We start from the raw sequence: 15,028 nt of genomic DNA on the forward strand, positions 1-15,028 counted from the left end.
GTGGCCGATGAACGCACTGCCAGCGCCGGCTGCCCGATCCGGCGCTACTAATCCAAAACTGTTGTGCAGCTTCGGGCGGGATCGGTGCGGCATGGAATGCACGGCTTACTGCTATTGCCCGGTTTTGAGGCTTCTTTGTCTCATTGCCCCAACTCGCGTCCGAAGGCGCTTTTCTCACTAAGTGGGGTGCGGGTTTAGGGGCACATTTTTTACATCACTACAAGACTCAGATAGCATTTCACTCAGTGGCAGCAGGCGCCTTGCATCCTTCTCAAGAGGGCGGAACTGCTATTGGCAAAGCCCCTGTAATCGCCTCAAAATTGGTGTGGAATTGCTTGGCCAGGGCACGGGCTTGCTGATCGTAGGCCAGAGGATCATCCCACGTCTGTCGGGGTTGGAGTAACCTTTCGGGTACACCCGGGCTCGTTTCAGGTATCCACAACCCAAAAATTGGATCCTGGTGGTAAGGAACATTGTCCAGTGCATGAGATAGCACTGCATGAACCATGGCCCGGGTGTAGGGCAGTGGAATACGTGTTCCTACACCATAGGGTCCACCTGTCCAGCCTGTGTTAATCAACCACACCTGCGTCTTGTGCTGCTGGATCTTTTCCTTAAACATTCGACCATAAACGACTGGGTGCAGCGGCAGGAAAGGAGCGCCAAAGCATGCCGAAAAGGTCGCCTGGGGTTCACGTCCTAGCCCAGTCTCTGTCCCTGCAAGTTTGGCTGTGTAACCAGTAAGGAAGTAGAAGAGCGCCTGATCGGGGGTTAGACGCGCAAGCGGTGGAAGCACCCCAAAGGCGTCTGCGCTCAGGAAAAAGATGTGCTGGGGATGCCCGCCGCGTCCCTCTCTCAAGGCATGTGGGATGAACTCTAGTGGGTAGGCGGCGCGGGTGTTTTCGGTGATGGTATCGGCCTCAAAATCTACGGTGCGGGAGTCAAGGTCAAGAATGACATTCTCCAGTACAGTCCCAAAACGATGTACAGCAGACCAGATTAGGGGTTCGAGTTGAGCGTTTAAGCGAATCGTTTTCGCATAACAACCGCCCTCAAAATTGAAAATGCCATCCTCGCCCCAGCCATGCTCATCATCGCCGATAAGATGGCGCTCTGGGTCGGAAGAGAGCGTGGTCTTCCCAGTACCGCTCAACCCAAAAAACAGGGCTGCATCCCCATGGGGCCCCATGTTGGCAGAACAGTGCATCGGTAACACATGTTGTTGGGGAAGCAGATAGTTCATAACCGTGAACATGGCCTTTTTGATCTCCCCTGCGTAGGCGGTGCCACCGATAAGCACCAAGCGGCGCACAAAATCTATGGCAATAACGGTTTCAGAACGCGTGCCGTCCTCGGCAGGATTGGCGCGAAAGGATGGCGCGTGGATCAGGGTGAAGGCTGGGTCTTGATGGGGAGAGGCCGGGGTCTCCTCGCGGATGAACAGATTACGCGCAAAAAGGCTGTGCCAGGCCTTCTCAGTGATAATGCGCACTGGCAAGCGATAGTCAGGATGATTGCCAATCCAAACATCTTGTATATATATTGGACGGAGCTGGAAGAAAGTGGCAAACTTCTGGTGCAAGCGCGCGAAGTGCTCCGGCGAAATTGGGGAGTTGATAGGCCCCCACCAAATATCGTCGTGCGCAGAATAAGCCACTATAAATTTATCCCGTGGGGCCCGACCGGTGTGCTTGCCTGTATGGACCACGACAGCCCCATGATGGGAAAGCCAGCCTTCTCTGTTGCGGATGACCTCTTCCACGAGTTGGGCCGTTGTGTAATTCCATCGCACTTCACCCAAGTTATACAGTCCTTGAGCCTCCAAACTATTCAGGATGGACAAGTTGGTTGGATGTTTCACCAAAGGTTTTTCTCCTCAAATTATGTTTGGACTAGGGGGAAACATTTGTCCAAGCCTGGAACCAGGCGTTTAGTACAACGGCAGCGGGCTTGCCTCGCACAGAAGGGCTAACATCAGTTGTGTCAACGGCTGGCTGGTAACCGCGGGCGACAAGGCCACTAATCCATGGACGCGTGTTGACCGCTGCCGCAATGGCTTGATAAAGCCGCGCTTGCCGATCAAGATCGGGGGATTGCCCGAGGATAGATCCGTTCCAGATCAGGCGCTCGAAAGTCAAACATCCCTCCTGAGACGTTACGCACCCACTCTGGATGGATTGGGCGCTGGGATAGTTGAGACCAATCCATATGGGCTTCCCAATTTGTTGGGAGAAAGGTAAGAGCAAGGTGTCCAGGTACTCACCCAGAGCTGCAGTGAGCTGTGTGTCATCCAGGGCGCCATCCGTGGGCAGCGTTGAGGCTAAAACATATACTCCATCCATTTGATCCACCCAGGCGGGATGGTTCTGAATTTGCTCCTCAGTGATGGCCCAAATGAGTAACCCGGGGAATTTCTGGCGGATTGTCCCAATCAAGTCACGCCAGGCTTCCTCATGATCGCTGAGGAAGTTATCTGATTCCGGCCCACCCAGAATCAGTGCTTGAGCGCGGGTTTGCATAGCTTTATCTGCCATGTGGAGGATAAAGCGGTGGTATTCGGCCAGCCAAGCGTCTGTACTGCCCGGGTTGTTGCTGAGAGCTTGGGTAATGGCAAAGGGGTTGATGCGGGGATATAATGCAACATTTAGACCCTGCTGTTGGGCATTGGAAACGAGTGCACTTAGATCTGCACCACTTATGTCGTTGGCGGGCATATATTCCAGATGAGGTAGAGTGATCGAGGTCAATGACCAGGTAGGGCTCAGAATGACCCAAGTAGCGCTCAGTTCACGGATGCTCTTAAGTGTGGCGGGAAGGTGAGGGAAACTTATGGGGGAAACATGGGGGGCAAGCTCAACAGCCGCAACAAACGAAGACCGCCATGCAGCATTTTCGGTCGAGGGGGGTGAATAAGTCCAAGGAATCAGATTGCTCCATCGCTCAACCTGGTGAGTGATTGTATTGCCCCCTTCTGCTGAAATGAGGGGAAGTCCTGCGGCCGTATTGCCTGCCGTCGAAAGATCATCGGCTAGACCACACTGTTCATTGCGGCAGACGCGATAACTCACATTGCCCAGAGCGCGTTGCGGACTATAAAAGACATACAACCACTGCTGATTTCCTAGTGGCCACATTGGAATAGCCGGTGTCCACGCATATAAACGGAACTGGATGGACACTCGTTCACCTTCCGGAGTTTCAGCGGGGGTCTTAATGTAGAGCGTAAGCGGATTTGTCTCCGAACCGTCCATACGCCAGGTTTCGATCTGGTCGTTGATAGTGATATCATGGTCAGGCACAATTAGCTGACGGACCTTGAAACTGCCATCGGCCGCATGTTCGGCATTCCAGAAACCATCTCCCAGCGTGTATTTATAACGCAGGTCGGTGCCTTCAGGTAAGCTGAGGGTAAAGGTGTAACGCCCATCATCAAGCAGAGAAAGGAGAGGGGCACGGGAAGCTAGAACACTCAATCCACCTTCTAGATCGGCGAAAGTATTGCCAAGGCTACGAAGATTGCCGACGATTCGCATGGGTAAACCACGAATATGTTCGGGGGGTGGTTGTACTACAAAGGTGACGTTGACTAACCGAGCTGGCTGAAGAGCAATCTGCGCTGGGGTCACAGCGTTAGTGGCGATGACTGCCTCTTGCTGAAAAGCATGATACGATCCTTCAATAGGGAGGACCACTAAGTTGTGTTTTCCATTGGGCAGGTTTTCTAAGGTAAACGTACCATCTGAGGCGGTGTATGTTTGAATACCAGCCATGCACACCAGTGCATCCGCTATAGGCGTATGCGTTGTTGCATCGAACACCTGACCAACCAATCTACCACTTTCTGTGACTGGGTTACTGCCCTGCCAAGCAACAACGCGGTCCTCAATGATTGCCGGGGCGCGTGCTACCGCCAGACGGTAACGCACAGGTTGTCCATAAGGATTACGCTCAATTTGGGGGATGATCTCCTGGTGTAGGTAACGGTAACGTATCACACTTCCCGCAGGAAACCCTAATTCTAAGGCATAAAAATGCTCTCCTATGGGCTTCATTGTGTGCCGCTGGGAGTTCAACGCTGTGCCTGTGACTTCGTCCACGACTTCTAAAATGACATCCCCGCTGGAGGTGGTGGCGGGGACGGTAACTTGAAAGGTAATAGGGACAAGAGGTGGGGCGGTTAGGGCAGAAGTAGATGAGGTGGGGGTGGGTTGAGAGAAGGTGAAGGTCTGACAGGCAGTTAATAAGCTTAATACAGCCACCAGGGTGAGCCCAACGTAAAGACGATGGAAAGAGTGGCGCTTGCGGAAGAAACGATGGCTCATGAGAATTATTCCTTCTAAAAACAAAATTATGGACAAGCAAGACCTGAGTTCACGCCTGCGTTTCTTGATTCAACTCGTTCCAGGGGGGAACTTTTCTTCTTGGGCTTTTTCGCGTTGAAACTGTTGGCGAATTTCATCCAGACGATTGGCCAGACTGCCTAGAACTCCGTTCACAAAGCGAGGAGTGCTATCGGAGCCAAAGGTTTTGGCCAGCTCGATGGCCTCATTGATGGCTACTTTCACTGGCGTGCATCCGGCAACTGCAAATTCCCACAAAGCGATGCGCAGGATATTGCGATCAATGACCGAAATCTGGTCTAATGGCCATTCGGGCGCGTGTTGCGCGATATATCGATCAAGTTTGTCTATTATGGGATAAACACCGAAGACAATTTGACGACTAAACTCTGCCAGCTCGGGTTCAAGGTGTTCTTCAGCCAAGCGCTGTTCAAGCGCTTGCCCAGGCGTGTGTTGGGTAAGGTCGCATTCGTAAAGAACTTGAAGCGCGATGCTGCGAGCTTTGGTTCGCTGCTTCATATGTAGCTAGGCGTGTGTCTAATACTGGATATCTTCAATGTGAACATTGACCCTTCCGACTTCCATACCCACCATTTCTGTGATAGCGCGCGCTACCTGAGCCTGAATGTTGCGCGCTACTTCACGCACATTGACCTCACGGTTTAGGATGACAAAGATGTCAATATAGATTTTGCCATCCTCTACGTCAATTTTGACTCCCTCGCTAACGCCGCGATCGAATAAGCGATTGACCTCGCCAGGATGCGCGGCAAGGCGATTAACACCGGGAACGCCCAAGGTCGTTAAACGGGCAATGGTAACCAGTACTTCAGGAGCAACTGTAGTTTTTCCGGGGGGGCGACTATGCGCTACCATCCTGCCTCCAGATTGGAAACGATTTTCATGATTATTATAACCTCAAAGCTCAATTGCCCGGTATGAAGATCCGTCTGACCTAGATTCTGATCTTTTTAGGCCACAGGACATTCCTTGTGAGGCGTGTACGTAAGCATTTTATCGGCTGTGTCGAATACACAACCAAACTTTTGATAGTGTGGGTTGACATAATACGGTCGGTGGCGTTTAATAAACTCTGGCTTTCCTAAAATCATTGCTTTGAGTAGACCTAGAGTATACAACAGGAAGCGAACTGTTATTTCGTATAGCCATTATCAACCAAAGTAAGAACAATAACCTAAAATACATGAAAGCACCGCGGTTTTTTATCATTATGGGAGTGGCCGGCAGTGGTAAAACCACGATTGGGCGGGCTTTAGCTGCCGCTCTTGGGTGGGAATTTTATGATGGGGATGATTTTCATCCCCCTGAAAACATTGCCAAAATGGCCGCGGGCATCCCCCTGGACGATGTAGATCGTCTCCCATGGTTGTATTCCCTGCGTGATATCATTGCTTCTCGCTTGAACCAAGAGAGAGCGTTAGTTTTAGCCTGCTCTGCACTTAAAGAGCGTTACCGCCAAATCTTATTGAGTGGGAATGAGGGCGGGCAGGTTGTGTATCTCAAGGGCAGTTATGAGTTGATCCATTCACGGATGGTGGAGCGTTCCGGTCATTTTATGAAACCCGAGCTGCTTCAAAGTCAATTCGAGACACTGGAAGAGCCAATTAATGCTGTAATTGTAGATGTAAGTCGCTCGGTTGATGAGATTGTGAGCGATATCCTTGCCACATGTTTTGTGCCGTGAGTTAACTTTGGCAAGGATTGGCTCAGGGTGAGTTGAGCAGATTTTTAGGGGGAAATTTCTCGTATCTTATGGCAATTGATTGCAGAACCGTCAGATTAGCCTGGGGGCGAGGGGCATAATTATCGCAATATTATCATGGCAGAACACTATCGGCATAGGTGTTCCTTATGCCCTAGATTGCTCGCATGCTAAGGTTGTTCATCCCTTACTACCTCTAGTAGAAATTCGACTGTAAAGCTCTAAGAGGCTTGTGAGTGAGTTAATTTCACCTTTATATTCATCTTCCATAATGAGCTGATAACAGGTAAAATGTTATTGTAATGAAAGGAAATCCGCATGCAAGCGGAGGAATCCACCCGCCCGAGTCTAGTTGTCTACCTTTTTGGGCGGCCGGAAGTTTTTCGGGACAACCAACTTTTACCGCCTCTCGCAACGCAAAAAACTCAATCCCTTCTGGCTTACCTGATCATTCATCGCAATCGCTCTCATCTGCGCGATGAACTCGCCGCACTTTTTTGGGGCGATCGGGACGATGTTCATGCACGCCATTCCTTAACCACAGCCTTGTGGCGTATTCGCAGACTGCTGGGCAAGGAATATCTCCTGGCTGATTCAGTTAGCGTGCAATTTGATCCTAATAGCTCATTTTGGCTTGACGTAGCCGAGTTTGAGAAACGGGTGAAGAGGTCTTCACATGAACCAGTAGACCTAGCTCTCGCGGTTGATCTATATCGTGGTGACCTGCTTGAAGGGTTTTATGACGATTGGTGCCTTGAAGAACGTTATTACTTGGAAGCCTTGTATCTGGATGCGTTGAAGCGCCTATTGGATTGGCATGAAGCGCAGGGTAACGCTCAGGAAGTATTAGTCTACGCACAGAAATACCTTGTTCACGATCCATTAATGCAAAACGTGCACCTTGCAGCGGTGCGTGCCCTTGTCACATTGGGGGATCTGACTGGGGCACGGCGTCAATGGCAACTCTACTGCGAAACACTCCAGCAAGAACTCCACGCTCTTCCTACCCCCGAAACACTTAAACAAGCGGAAAATCTGCTGGGCGCATATTTCACGGTTCCGCTATCGCTTGGACCCGTTGGGGTGAAGACCCCGCCACATTGGGATGTTCTTGATCGGCCGCCTTTTGTGGGTCGTGGGCGTGAGATGAATGCGCTTCAAGCGTGCTGGGAGCAAGCAATCAAAGGGCATGGACATGTAGTTCTCATTAGTGGCGAAGCCGGTGTGGGGAAGACGCGCTTAACCGAAGAATTTGCTGCTTTGGTGCGTTGGCATGGTGGAGTGGTGGCGCATGGGCGTTGTTACGAGTCGGAGCGCATCTTGCCGCACCAGTTGTTAACAGAAATCCTGCAAGAGTTGATCCAGCAGGAGGGGCAATTGTGGCTGGAGCTGCCAATTTGGACACGGAATGAACTGGCGCGCCTTATACCAGAACTGTACCTCCCGACCCAATCTGCTCCTCTACCCAGTTCTATGTTGCCAGATCGGCAAGCTATCTTGTTTCATGCAGCGACTATGCTTATCCGTCAGTTTGCATCTCGCACCCCCTTGTTGGTGGTGCTGGAAGACCTGCACTGGGCAACTGAGACAACCCTTGCTGCGATTCATTACCTAGTGCGGCAGACCTTTGATGTCCCTGTGCTTTACCTTGCCACATTTCGCCCAGAAGGTGTCCTTCAGACCCATACACTCACCGACACGACCGCCCAATTGGTGCGTGATGGGCTGGCAAAGCACCTTTTGTTGGAACGACTTCCGATAGAGGCAGTTGCCGATCTGGTCCAGCGCACAATGAATTATAAAGCAGCGGATATAAAGCGCTTATATGAGCACACCCAAGGGAATGCCTTTTTCACAATTGAAACACTACGTGCTCTTGCTGTAACCCCATTTTCTGAAGGTACTTTGCCTATACCTGATACTGTGCGTGACCTCATTCAATCACGACTAGGGCGGCTCTCCCCATTAGCCCGCGAATGGATCACCTTTGCAGCGGTTGCAGGGCGTTCTTTTGATCTCGATCTTGTCCGTTGCGCCACCGGAGTGGATGAAGATACTGCCCTCGAAGTGGTGGATGAGTTGCTGCAGCGCGGATTTCTATGTGAAGGAAGCGGTGCTACCGGTAGTGATTATGAGTTCATACACCATCTGGTTCACGAGACAACCTACTTGGGCATTCACCATCGAAAACGGCAGCGGCTACATCGTTTGATTGGAGAGGCAATAGAAAGACTATATGGGGACGTTGCTTCGGTATCGGCTGATCTGGCGCACCACTTTGATGCTGGCGGCGAAATGAAGAGAGCTTTGCATTACCACGGTTTGGCAGCGCAGAGGGCTATATCAGTATTTGCATGGCAAGAAGCGGAGGAGCACTTGAAGCGGATGCTGGGGTTGATAGAGCGATTGGACCCCGGGTGTAATTCTGCAGAATATCTGCATCGTCGCAGTCAAATACTGATCGATCGAGCCGAACTGTGTTCTCTTCAGGCGCGACTGGAGGAACGCGATGCCCATCTAGAGGCACTAAGGATGCTTGCCGAGAGCAGTGGCGACGCTTACGTTCGTTTACAAACTAAGGTCCAACGTGCCCGCTATCTGAATCTAGATTCACAATATGAGCAGGCCATCCAAGTGGCCCAGGAGGGGGTAGTTCTTGCTGACCGTTTACAGGACAAGGCGACTTATTGTCTCCTGCTAACTCAGATTGGTTTTGCTCATTACTTTTTAGGGAATCCACGATTGGCTCTGACGGCCCTTGATTCTGCTTTGAGAATGGCGCCGGAAACAGATGATGAGACGCGCAGACACCTCCTTCATATCTTAGGTTACGTGCATTTCCATTTAGGCAATTATGGTTGTGCGCTTGCTTATCAGCAAGAGTCTTATACTGCCCATCAAATGATTGGTGATTACAATGGCATGGCTTGGGCTGGCTTGGATATGGCAGCTACTTTTCAGAAAATGGGACGAATGGCCGAGGCAGAGCAGTGTTTAACCCAGCATCTGAAGTTAGCTCAGCATATCGGCGCTCGCTCCGCAGAAGGCTATGGCTTGGTTCAGGCGGGCTCTTGGGAATTGTGTCAGGGTCATTATGTAGTTGCGGAAGAAACCTTTCATCAGGCGTTAGCCATCCAGAAAGGGTTGCGCACTGAACATGGGCGGGTAGCCGCCGAGATCGGCATTGGTTTCTCTTTATACCATCAGGGTGATGCTGTTGCTGCGCAACATTGGCTGGAGCAAGCCCTTGAACGGGCGCGTTCAATCCGGCATCGTCGGAGGATAGTGGAAGCGCTTATCGGGCTGGGATTGGTGGCATGTAGTGTCGGCCAATACCAAATGGCGCACCAGTTCTTAACGGAAGCGGTCGCCGAAGCACAAGTAAGCGAATGCCGCGGAAACCTGGCCGCCGGGTTGGTAGCGTTGGCTTGCGCGGAGCGTCACCTGGGGAGGCTTTTGCCGGCCCTTGCAAATGCCTTGGAGGCAGTGCAAATTGCCGATGAGATCGCTGTGCCGGTCCTCAAAATGTGGGCCGAGGTGGAGAGCGGATTGGTTCGACTCGCACAAGGCGATTCTGAACTGGCCTTAGTGCACACTCAGCGTGCAGTAAATCTTATACCTCAGTGTGACGAGAGCTGGATTGGAACTGAACAGGTTTACCGTGCCCATTCTCGCGCTCTTCGGGCGCTAGGTCATTTTGAGATAGCCAATGAGGTAGATAGTCTTTCCAGTGGCATCATTGAAGCCAAAGCGTCTCGGATTCCCCACCCCCAACAACAGCAGCATTACCGTGAATTTGCAAGCCGAGATCCGTGAGTTGAAGGCAAAAAGTAATTTGATTGTTTTTTGACACCCCTCTGCTAGACTGCTCTTTGAAAGAGCAGTCTTTTCTTTTTTGGAGATTACATGTCTCGCCATATGCAAGAGTCACAACATACCTTTGTCGTTCGTTTCTGGTGGGAATGGGAACGGGGTGAATCGACAGATCAGACAATGGGTTGGCGCGGACGCATTCAGCATGTGCAAAGTGGTGAAGGGATCACGTTTCGGGAGATGAACCAACTACTTACCTTTATTGAGGGCTATATAACTCCCCTTCCATCACCACCCCGGGATTAAACAAGCCAATGAAAGGAGGTACAACACGGGGTTAAGCAAAATCTGGTTTATTACAGATAATGAGGCTCGGTTTGCGAAAAGCGGTGTGCTACATGTACAAGGAAAGGACCAGCGCGGTGTTTTATCATTTACGCCGCAGGCTGTCCTTCTCTCAAAAATGGAATCTGAATGGAAAGGAGGTAAACGAGAATGGTGCTCTATGTCGTAAAGTGGGACATCCACCCGGATAAAACCGATGCTTATTTGCAGTGGCTTGGCAATTCAATTCCCCGTACTTTGGCAATTCCAGGCGTGGTTGAATTTCGAGGATATCGTGGAGCCATTGGCGCGCCGCAGATTGTAGCCACTTATGAGTTTGCGGATATGGCAGCCTGGGCAGCCTGGTATATGACCGAAGATGCGCAGAAGGTATGGACCGAATTGCACACCCTAGCCCTGAATGTAGCGGCCGAACTTTGGAATCCATCACCGACTGTACCTACACCCATCCGTCCTGGTGGATGAGCCCTAGTGTCGAATGGCGGAGAGGTAAGAAAACCCGACAGTTTTTCCAGGTTTACCTGTCTGCCGCGAATTCAGAAAAGAATCAGACTATTAAGCTATAAGGAGTGAAAGGCCATGGCGAAGATTGAAAAAACCATCTTGATCAATGCTCCTGTCGAGAAGGTCTTCGGGTTTATGTCTCAACCTGAAAACCTGCCCAGAATCTGGCCCAGCCTGCAGGAGATCAGGAATGTGCAGTCCTTACCCAATGGTGGTTATTCCTATGACTGGACCTATAAAATGGCGGGCATCCGTTTTGATGGGAAAGCGGAATGGGTTGAGTTTGTCAAGAATGAACGCATTCTCGATAAGAATGAGAGCAGCATCCCCAGCACCTTCATCTGGAGCTTTCAGGCAAAGGAGGGCGGCACACAAGTAACGCTGAACGTCGAATACACCATCCCGGGTTCAGTGACGAACAAACTGGCTGAGCCGATTATCCATAAGGTGAATGAACAGGAAGCGTTAACTGTTTTGGCAAACTTGAAGGCGTATATGGAAGGATAAAATGGTTCCGCCGGTAGGGGCTTTTTATCTGCCGGCGGACACCCACTCTACGTAATAGAATCAAGGATTTTGAGGAAATTTCCATTGTGTATCGTGATCTATTCGTGCTCACCAACGGAACAATTCTCTTGTTTATGGCTGTCTTTTTTACTAGCGAATGATAACACTTTACATCCACTGAATATGTGAACTGAAGTGGAAGCCTTGACGATCCTTCTAGAGCATGATAAACTATCGCTCGGTTGGGGGCGTGGTGTAGCGGTTAACATGCGGCCCTGTCAAGGCCGAGATCGCGGGTTCGAATCCCGTCGCTCCCGCTGCCGATGTTCAAAGACCGGGTTGTGACCCCGGTTTTTGATTTTCTCCGCGAATTCCTTTTGCTCTTTCCATGGTGGTTGGTTCTAGACTCAAAAATGCAGGAGGCATGTTCTTTGATCAAGCCCCCCATGATGCTCTTGAGCCTTTTGCTTCTCTCCGCTTGTTCGTCCTTCGGTTTGTCCCAGCCGTTACCGGTGGAAATGGCGAGTACCCCGCTTACGGTTACCGCCTCTCTAACCCCCTCGCCTTCATTGACGATCACACCCACTCTTACCTTTTCTCAAACTCCCACCTGTACGGGCACGCCTACCATTACCCATACCCCCACCATTACTTCAACGTCCACTATTACCCTTACCCCCACCTTTGTTTTCCCCGAAGTCACGGTTAAGGTTCAAGCCCATTGCCGCTATGGCCCGGCACGCGCCTTTCTGCATGCAGCCGATCTGTATCCTGGTGATCATGGCACTGTACGTGGCCGGTATCGGTATAGTGCCTGGCTATATGTGAAGTTTGATAAGCTCAAGTATTTTTGCTGGGTCTCACCTTCTGTAATCGAAGTAACAGGAGATATTACAAAGATTTATTTCACTGAGCCGCGATTGCCCGGACCAAGTGTATTGTATCCACCGCCAAATGATGTTCAGGCGATTCGGGATGGAACGCAAGTTACTGTGTCCTGGAGTCGCGTATCAATGACCGAGGACGATGATCGGGGGTATCTCCTCGATGTTTTTGTTTGTCAGCAAGGTAACCTGATCTGGTGGCCTGTAGCGTTATCTGACCAATATCAGACCACTCACACGTTTATTGACGAACCGGGGTGCTCTCAACCTTCGGGGGGTGTACTTTATACGGTTGAGAAACACGGCTACTCTCATCCGGTTGCCATTCCGTGGCCCTCACCTTGAAAAGTACTCTAGCGAGGTAGAGGTTTGGGGCCGTAGCGTGAGAGATAGGCCTCACGCAGGGCTATGCATTCGGCTTCGTCGAGAGTTTTCACTTGTGCACCCATGGCACGTGCAAGAATCACCAGACGTGCTGATGTCTCGGCGGCAAGGGTGGTGCTATAAGCCTGTTCCAGGTTAGGTCCTACGGTGACCAGCCCATGATTAGCCATGACACAAGCTACCCCTGTTTTGCCCATCGCTTTCTGAGTAACTTCTGCCACTTCTTCGGTGCCAGGCCGAGCATAGGGCGCCACTGGAACGGGCCCAGAGAGTAGAGTGGCCGACTCAATCAGTACCATTGGGATGGGCTCGTAAATGATCCCAAACACTGAGGCATAAGGGGCATGCGTGTGAATTACGGCTCTAACATCTGGGCGCGTATGGTAAAACTGCATGTGCAAAGCAATCTCGCTGGTGGGCTGCCACTTTCCCTCAATGATTTTCCGGTTCAGATCAATCACGACAATGTCCTCTGGGGTGCGCAGATGATAAGGGACAGCGCTGGGAGTAATGGCAATCAGCCTACTGTCTACGTCTATGGCGCTGATGTTTCCCTGTCCTCCATGTGCCAAACCGTTGACAACCATACGATTACCAATTTCTACTATTTGCTCACGCAGATCTCTGAGGATCATAGCTAAACCTCTGACTTTATTCTAATCCAGCGGGCTCTCGGCCGAAAAATTGCGAGCAAGATCGTAAGGTGAAAAAACGCCCTTAGAGGTTACTACAGCCCCGACTAAATGGGGCGGTGTGATATCAAAAGCGGGATAATAACCCCGAACACCTTCCATGGTAGTGGGAACTCCCATTGCATGAAGGACCTCTTGTGGATCACGTTCCTCGATTTTCACCGAGGTGATTCGGGCATGACTGCGCGACGGATTGCCCAAGACATAGTAGGGAACGCCGTGATGATGAGCCGCTAAGGCAATTTGAAAGGTGCCAACTTTGTTGACGACGTGACCATCGAGGGTAATAACATCAGCAGCGGAGATAAAGACCTGGGCCATTTTGCGGGAGAGTATATAAGCGGGCATGTTATCTGTGATGACGGTTACTGGAACATCTAAACCCCGTGCCACCGAGGCAGTCAAGCGTGCCCCTTGGAGGTAAGGCCGCGTTTCTGGACAAATGAGGGCTATGTCTTTCCCGCGTTCTTGGGCCACTAAGAGTGTGAAGCCAATTAGTGTTTCAGCGAAGCATTGGGTGAGGATAGTAATCTGATCGGGAAGAAGGTCTACTGCGTAGGAGGCAATCTTGCGTGCATTGCGGTAACGCTCATCCAAAATACGGTAGACGTGAGACAGGGTGATCTCTTCGGGGTCCTGCCCCTGTTTCAAGGCTTCCTCAGCCAGTTGGCGGAGGTGCTCTATTTGCCGAGCCAAATCCTGTGAAGTCGTTGGGCGGGCATGAGACAACTCATGGGCGGCTTGTTTAAGGATGGTCACCGCCTCATCGATGGGTTTTCCCCGGGCTTCACGTGCAGCGCTGACCATTCCCAATGAGGCAACTAGGCGCGGCCCTCCACTTTGGGTGACCATATCCCGGATGGCTTGAGCTGCCTGGTGGTAGTTTTCGCAACGCACAAATTCCACTTTGTGCGGATAGATGCGCCGATCAAGAACAAAGATCACGCCGTTTTCATATCTGGCAACGTTCTCGTACTGTAATAGGAAAGGGAGACCCTTATCTGCGCGTTCACTCAACACCTCTTCAATCTTCATGTTGCCTCCTCAATACGATGTTAAAAAATTGGGCGACAGGATGCACCCCCATCAATGACCAGATTAGCACCCGTGATCCATGCAGCAGCGGGTGAAGCCAGGAAGAAGCAGGCTTCGGCGATTTCCTCGGGTTGCCCCATCCGTCGTAGAGGGGCCGTTTCAAGCCAGGATTGGACTCCCTGGGGCCAAGCGTCCTCGATTCCTGGGCGAGCGATTAGGCCTGGTGACACTGCATTTACCCGTATTCCATAAGGTCCCAATTCGTAAGCAGCCGCTCGTGTCAACATGATGACAGCGGCCTTGGCGGAACTATAATGACTGTGTCCCGCAGCTGGAGACAAGCCTTCAATAGAAGCAATGTTGAGAATAGCCCCCCCATTTCCCTGGTTTATCATTTGACGCCCTACTTTTTTGATACTGATAAACACGGCGTGTAGGTTGATATCGAGCACTTTCTGCCATTCTATAACAGGGAGGTCTAAAAGGGGGGAAACGGGGTAGGTACCGGCATTGTTAATCCATACGTCTACTCGAGTATAGGTGTCCAGCGTCGCTTTAAGCAACGCTTCAACCCCATCTTCTTCGCTTAGGTTAGCCTGAACATAAATCGCTTTTCCCCCGGACTGTTGAATTTCTTCTTGAAGAGACTGAACAGCCTTGGAGTGGGTAAAATAATGGAGAACGGTTGCGGCGCCTGCAGATGCAAAGCGTCGGGCTAGTGCTTGGCCTAGCCATCCACTGGCGCCGGTAATGACAACCACCTTATCGTGCATGTCCAACCAGGAAGGAAAATTGCTCATG

13 protein-coding genes and 1 tRNA gene are annotated in these 15,028 nt (G+C 51.1%); 7 read left to right on the forward strand and 7 right to left on the reverse strand.

What is annotated here, in order from left to right:
• Nucleotides 1-271: 271 nt before the first annotated feature.
• The 4 genes from pckA to Q0721_RS09610 form a co-directional block, all read right to left on the reverse strand.
• Entirely contained in the window at nt 272-1,861 is a 1,590-nt protein-coding gene (gene pckA, locus Q0721_RS09595; protein ID WP_299029041.1) for a phosphoenolpyruvate carboxykinase (ATP), read from the reverse strand.
• Nucleotides 1,862-1,892: 31 nt separating this feature from the next.
• Nucleotides 1,893-4,322, reverse strand: coding sequence for a hypothetical protein (locus Q0721_RS09600; protein WP_299028890.1), 2,430 nt, complete (start codon nt 4,320-4,322; stop codon nt 1,893-1,895).
• A 69-nt stretch (nt 4,323-4,391) separates the two neighbouring features.
• Nucleotides 4,392-4,859 carry a transcription antitermination factor NusB gene (nusB, locus tag Q0721_RS09605; protein WP_299028893.1) on the reverse strand — a complete coding sequence of 156 codons (468 nt, stop codon included), beginning with the start codon at nt 4,857-4,859 and terminating at the stop codon, nt 4,392-4,394.
• Between the two features lie 18 nt (nt 4,860-4,877).
• On the reverse strand, nt 4,878-5,216 hold the full coding sequence (locus tag Q0721_RS09610) for an Asp23/Gls24 family envelope stress response protein (protein WP_299028896.1): 339 nt from the start codon (nt 5,214-5,216) through the stop codon (nt 4,878-4,880).
• A 328-nt stretch (nt 5,217-5,544) separates the two neighbouring features.
• On the opposite strand from Q0721_RS09610, the gene Q0721_RS09615 reads away from it, so the two are divergent.
• The 7 genes from Q0721_RS09615 (at nt 5,545) to Q0721_RS09645 (ending at nt 12,461) form a co-directional block, all read left to right on the forward strand.
• Nucleotides 5,545-6,045 carry a gluconokinase gene (locus tag Q0721_RS09615; protein WP_299028899.1) on the forward strand — a complete coding sequence of 167 codons (501 nt, stop codon included), beginning with the start codon at nt 5,545-5,547 and terminating at the stop codon, nt 6,043-6,045.
• A gap of 336 nt (nt 6,046-6,381) precedes the next feature.
• Nucleotides 6,382-9,879, forward strand: coding sequence for an AAA family ATPase (locus tag Q0721_RS09620; RefSeq protein WP_299028902.1), 3,498 nt, complete (start codon nt 6,382-6,384; stop codon nt 9,877-9,879).
• Nucleotides 9,880-9,969: 90 nt separating this feature from the next.
• Nucleotides 9,970-10,182 (forward strand): hypothetical protein, encoded by a 213-nt coding sequence (locus Q0721_RS09625; RefSeq protein WP_299028905.1) that lies wholly within the window; start codon nt 9,970-9,972, stop codon nt 10,180-10,182.
• Between the two features lie 189 nt (nt 10,183-10,371).
• Nucleotides 10,372-10,686: an antibiotic biosynthesis monooxygenase gene (locus tag Q0721_RS09630; RefSeq protein WP_299028907.1), complete on the forward strand. Its 315-nt coding sequence runs from the start codon at nt 10,372-10,374 to the stop codon at nt 10,684-10,686.
• 114 nt (nt 10,687-10,800) lie between these two features.
• Entirely contained in the window at nt 10,801-11,232 is a 432-nt protein-coding gene (locus tag Q0721_RS09635; protein ID WP_299028909.1) for an SRPBCC family protein, read from the forward strand.
• Between the two features lie 244 nt (nt 11,233-11,476).
• Nucleotides 11,477-11,549 (forward strand) — tRNA-Asp (locus Q0721_RS09640).
• 114 nt (nt 11,550-11,663) lie between these two features.
• A complete protein-coding gene (locus Q0721_RS09645) occupies nt 11,664-12,461 on the forward strand; it encodes a hypothetical protein (RefSeq protein WP_299028912.1) in 798 nt (265 codons plus the stop codon).
• Nucleotides 12,462-12,469: 8 nt separating this feature from the next.
• On the opposite strand, the gene Q0721_RS09650 is transcribed toward Q0721_RS09645, so the two are convergent.
• Genes Q0721_RS09650 through Q0721_RS09660 form a run of 3 tightly spaced genes read right to left on the reverse strand, consistent with a single transcriptional unit; the run spans nt 12,470 to nt 15,027 of the window.
• Nucleotides 12,470-13,135, reverse strand: coding sequence for a class II aldolase/adducin family protein (locus tag Q0721_RS09650; protein ID WP_299028915.1), 666 nt, complete (start codon nt 13,133-13,135; stop codon nt 12,470-12,472).
• Nucleotides 13,136-13,156: 21 nt separating this feature from the next.
• The gene (locus Q0721_RS09655) at nt 13,157-14,227 is read right to left on the reverse strand and encodes a s-methyl-5-thioribose-1-phosphate isomerase (protein ID WP_299028918.1); all 1,071 of its coding nucleotides are present in this window, start codon (nt 14,225-14,227) and stop codon (nt 13,157-13,159) included.
• 20 nt (nt 14,228-14,247) lie between these two features.
• Entirely contained in the window at nt 14,248-15,027 is a 780-nt protein-coding gene (locus tag Q0721_RS09660; protein WP_299028921.1) for a glucose 1-dehydrogenase, read from the reverse strand.
• Nucleotide 15,028 lies beyond the last annotated feature (1 nt).

Source organism: uncultured Thermanaerothrix sp. (assembly GCF_938028735.1).
Classification (GTDB): domain Bacteria; phylum Chloroflexota; class Anaerolineae; order Anaerolineales; family Anaerolineaceae; genus Thermanaerothrix.

Coding starts and splice junctions, on each gene's coding strand:
- Q0721_RS09650 (WP_299028915.1), bottom strand. CDS start 13,135: ATGATCCTCAGAGATCTGCGTGAGCAAATAGTAGAAATTGGTAATCGT.
- Q0721_RS09655 (WP_299028918.1), bottom strand. CDS start 14,227: ATGAAGATTGAAGAGGTGTTGAGTGAACGCGCAGATAAGGGTCTCCCT.
- Q0721_RS09630 (WP_299028907.1), top strand. CDS start 10,372: ATGGTGCTCTATGTCGTAAAGTGGGACATCCACCCGGATAAAACCGAT.
- Q0721_RS09620 (WP_299028902.1), top strand. CDS start 6,382: ATGCAAGCGGAGGAATCCACCCGCCCGAGTCTAGTTGTCTACCTTTTT.
- nusB (WP_299028893.1), bottom strand. CDS start 4,859: ATGAAGCAGCGAACCAAAGCTCGCAGCATCGCGCTTCAAGTTCTTTAC.
- Q0721_RS09625 (WP_299028905.1), top strand. CDS start 9,970: ATGTCTCGCCATATGCAAGAGTCACAACATACCTTTGTCGTTCGTTTC.
- Q0721_RS09635 (WP_299028909.1), top strand. CDS start 10,801: ATGGCGAAGATTGAAAAAACCATCTTGATCAATGCTCCTGTCGAGAAG.
- Q0721_RS09660 (WP_299028921.1), bottom strand. CDS start 15,027: ATGAGCAATTTTCCTTCCTGGTTGGACATGCACGATAAGGTGGTTGTC.
- Q0721_RS09610 (WP_299028896.1), bottom strand. CDS start 5,216: ATGGTAGCGCATAGTCGCCCCCCCGGAAAAACTACAGTTGCTCCTGAA.
- Q0721_RS09615 (WP_299028899.1), top strand. CDS start 5,545: ATGAAAGCACCGCGGTTTTTTATCATTATGGGAGTGGCCGGCAGTGGT.
- Q0721_RS09600 (WP_299028890.1), bottom strand. CDS start 4,322: ATGAGCCATCGTTTCTTCCGCAAGCGCCACTCTTTCCATCGTCTTTAC.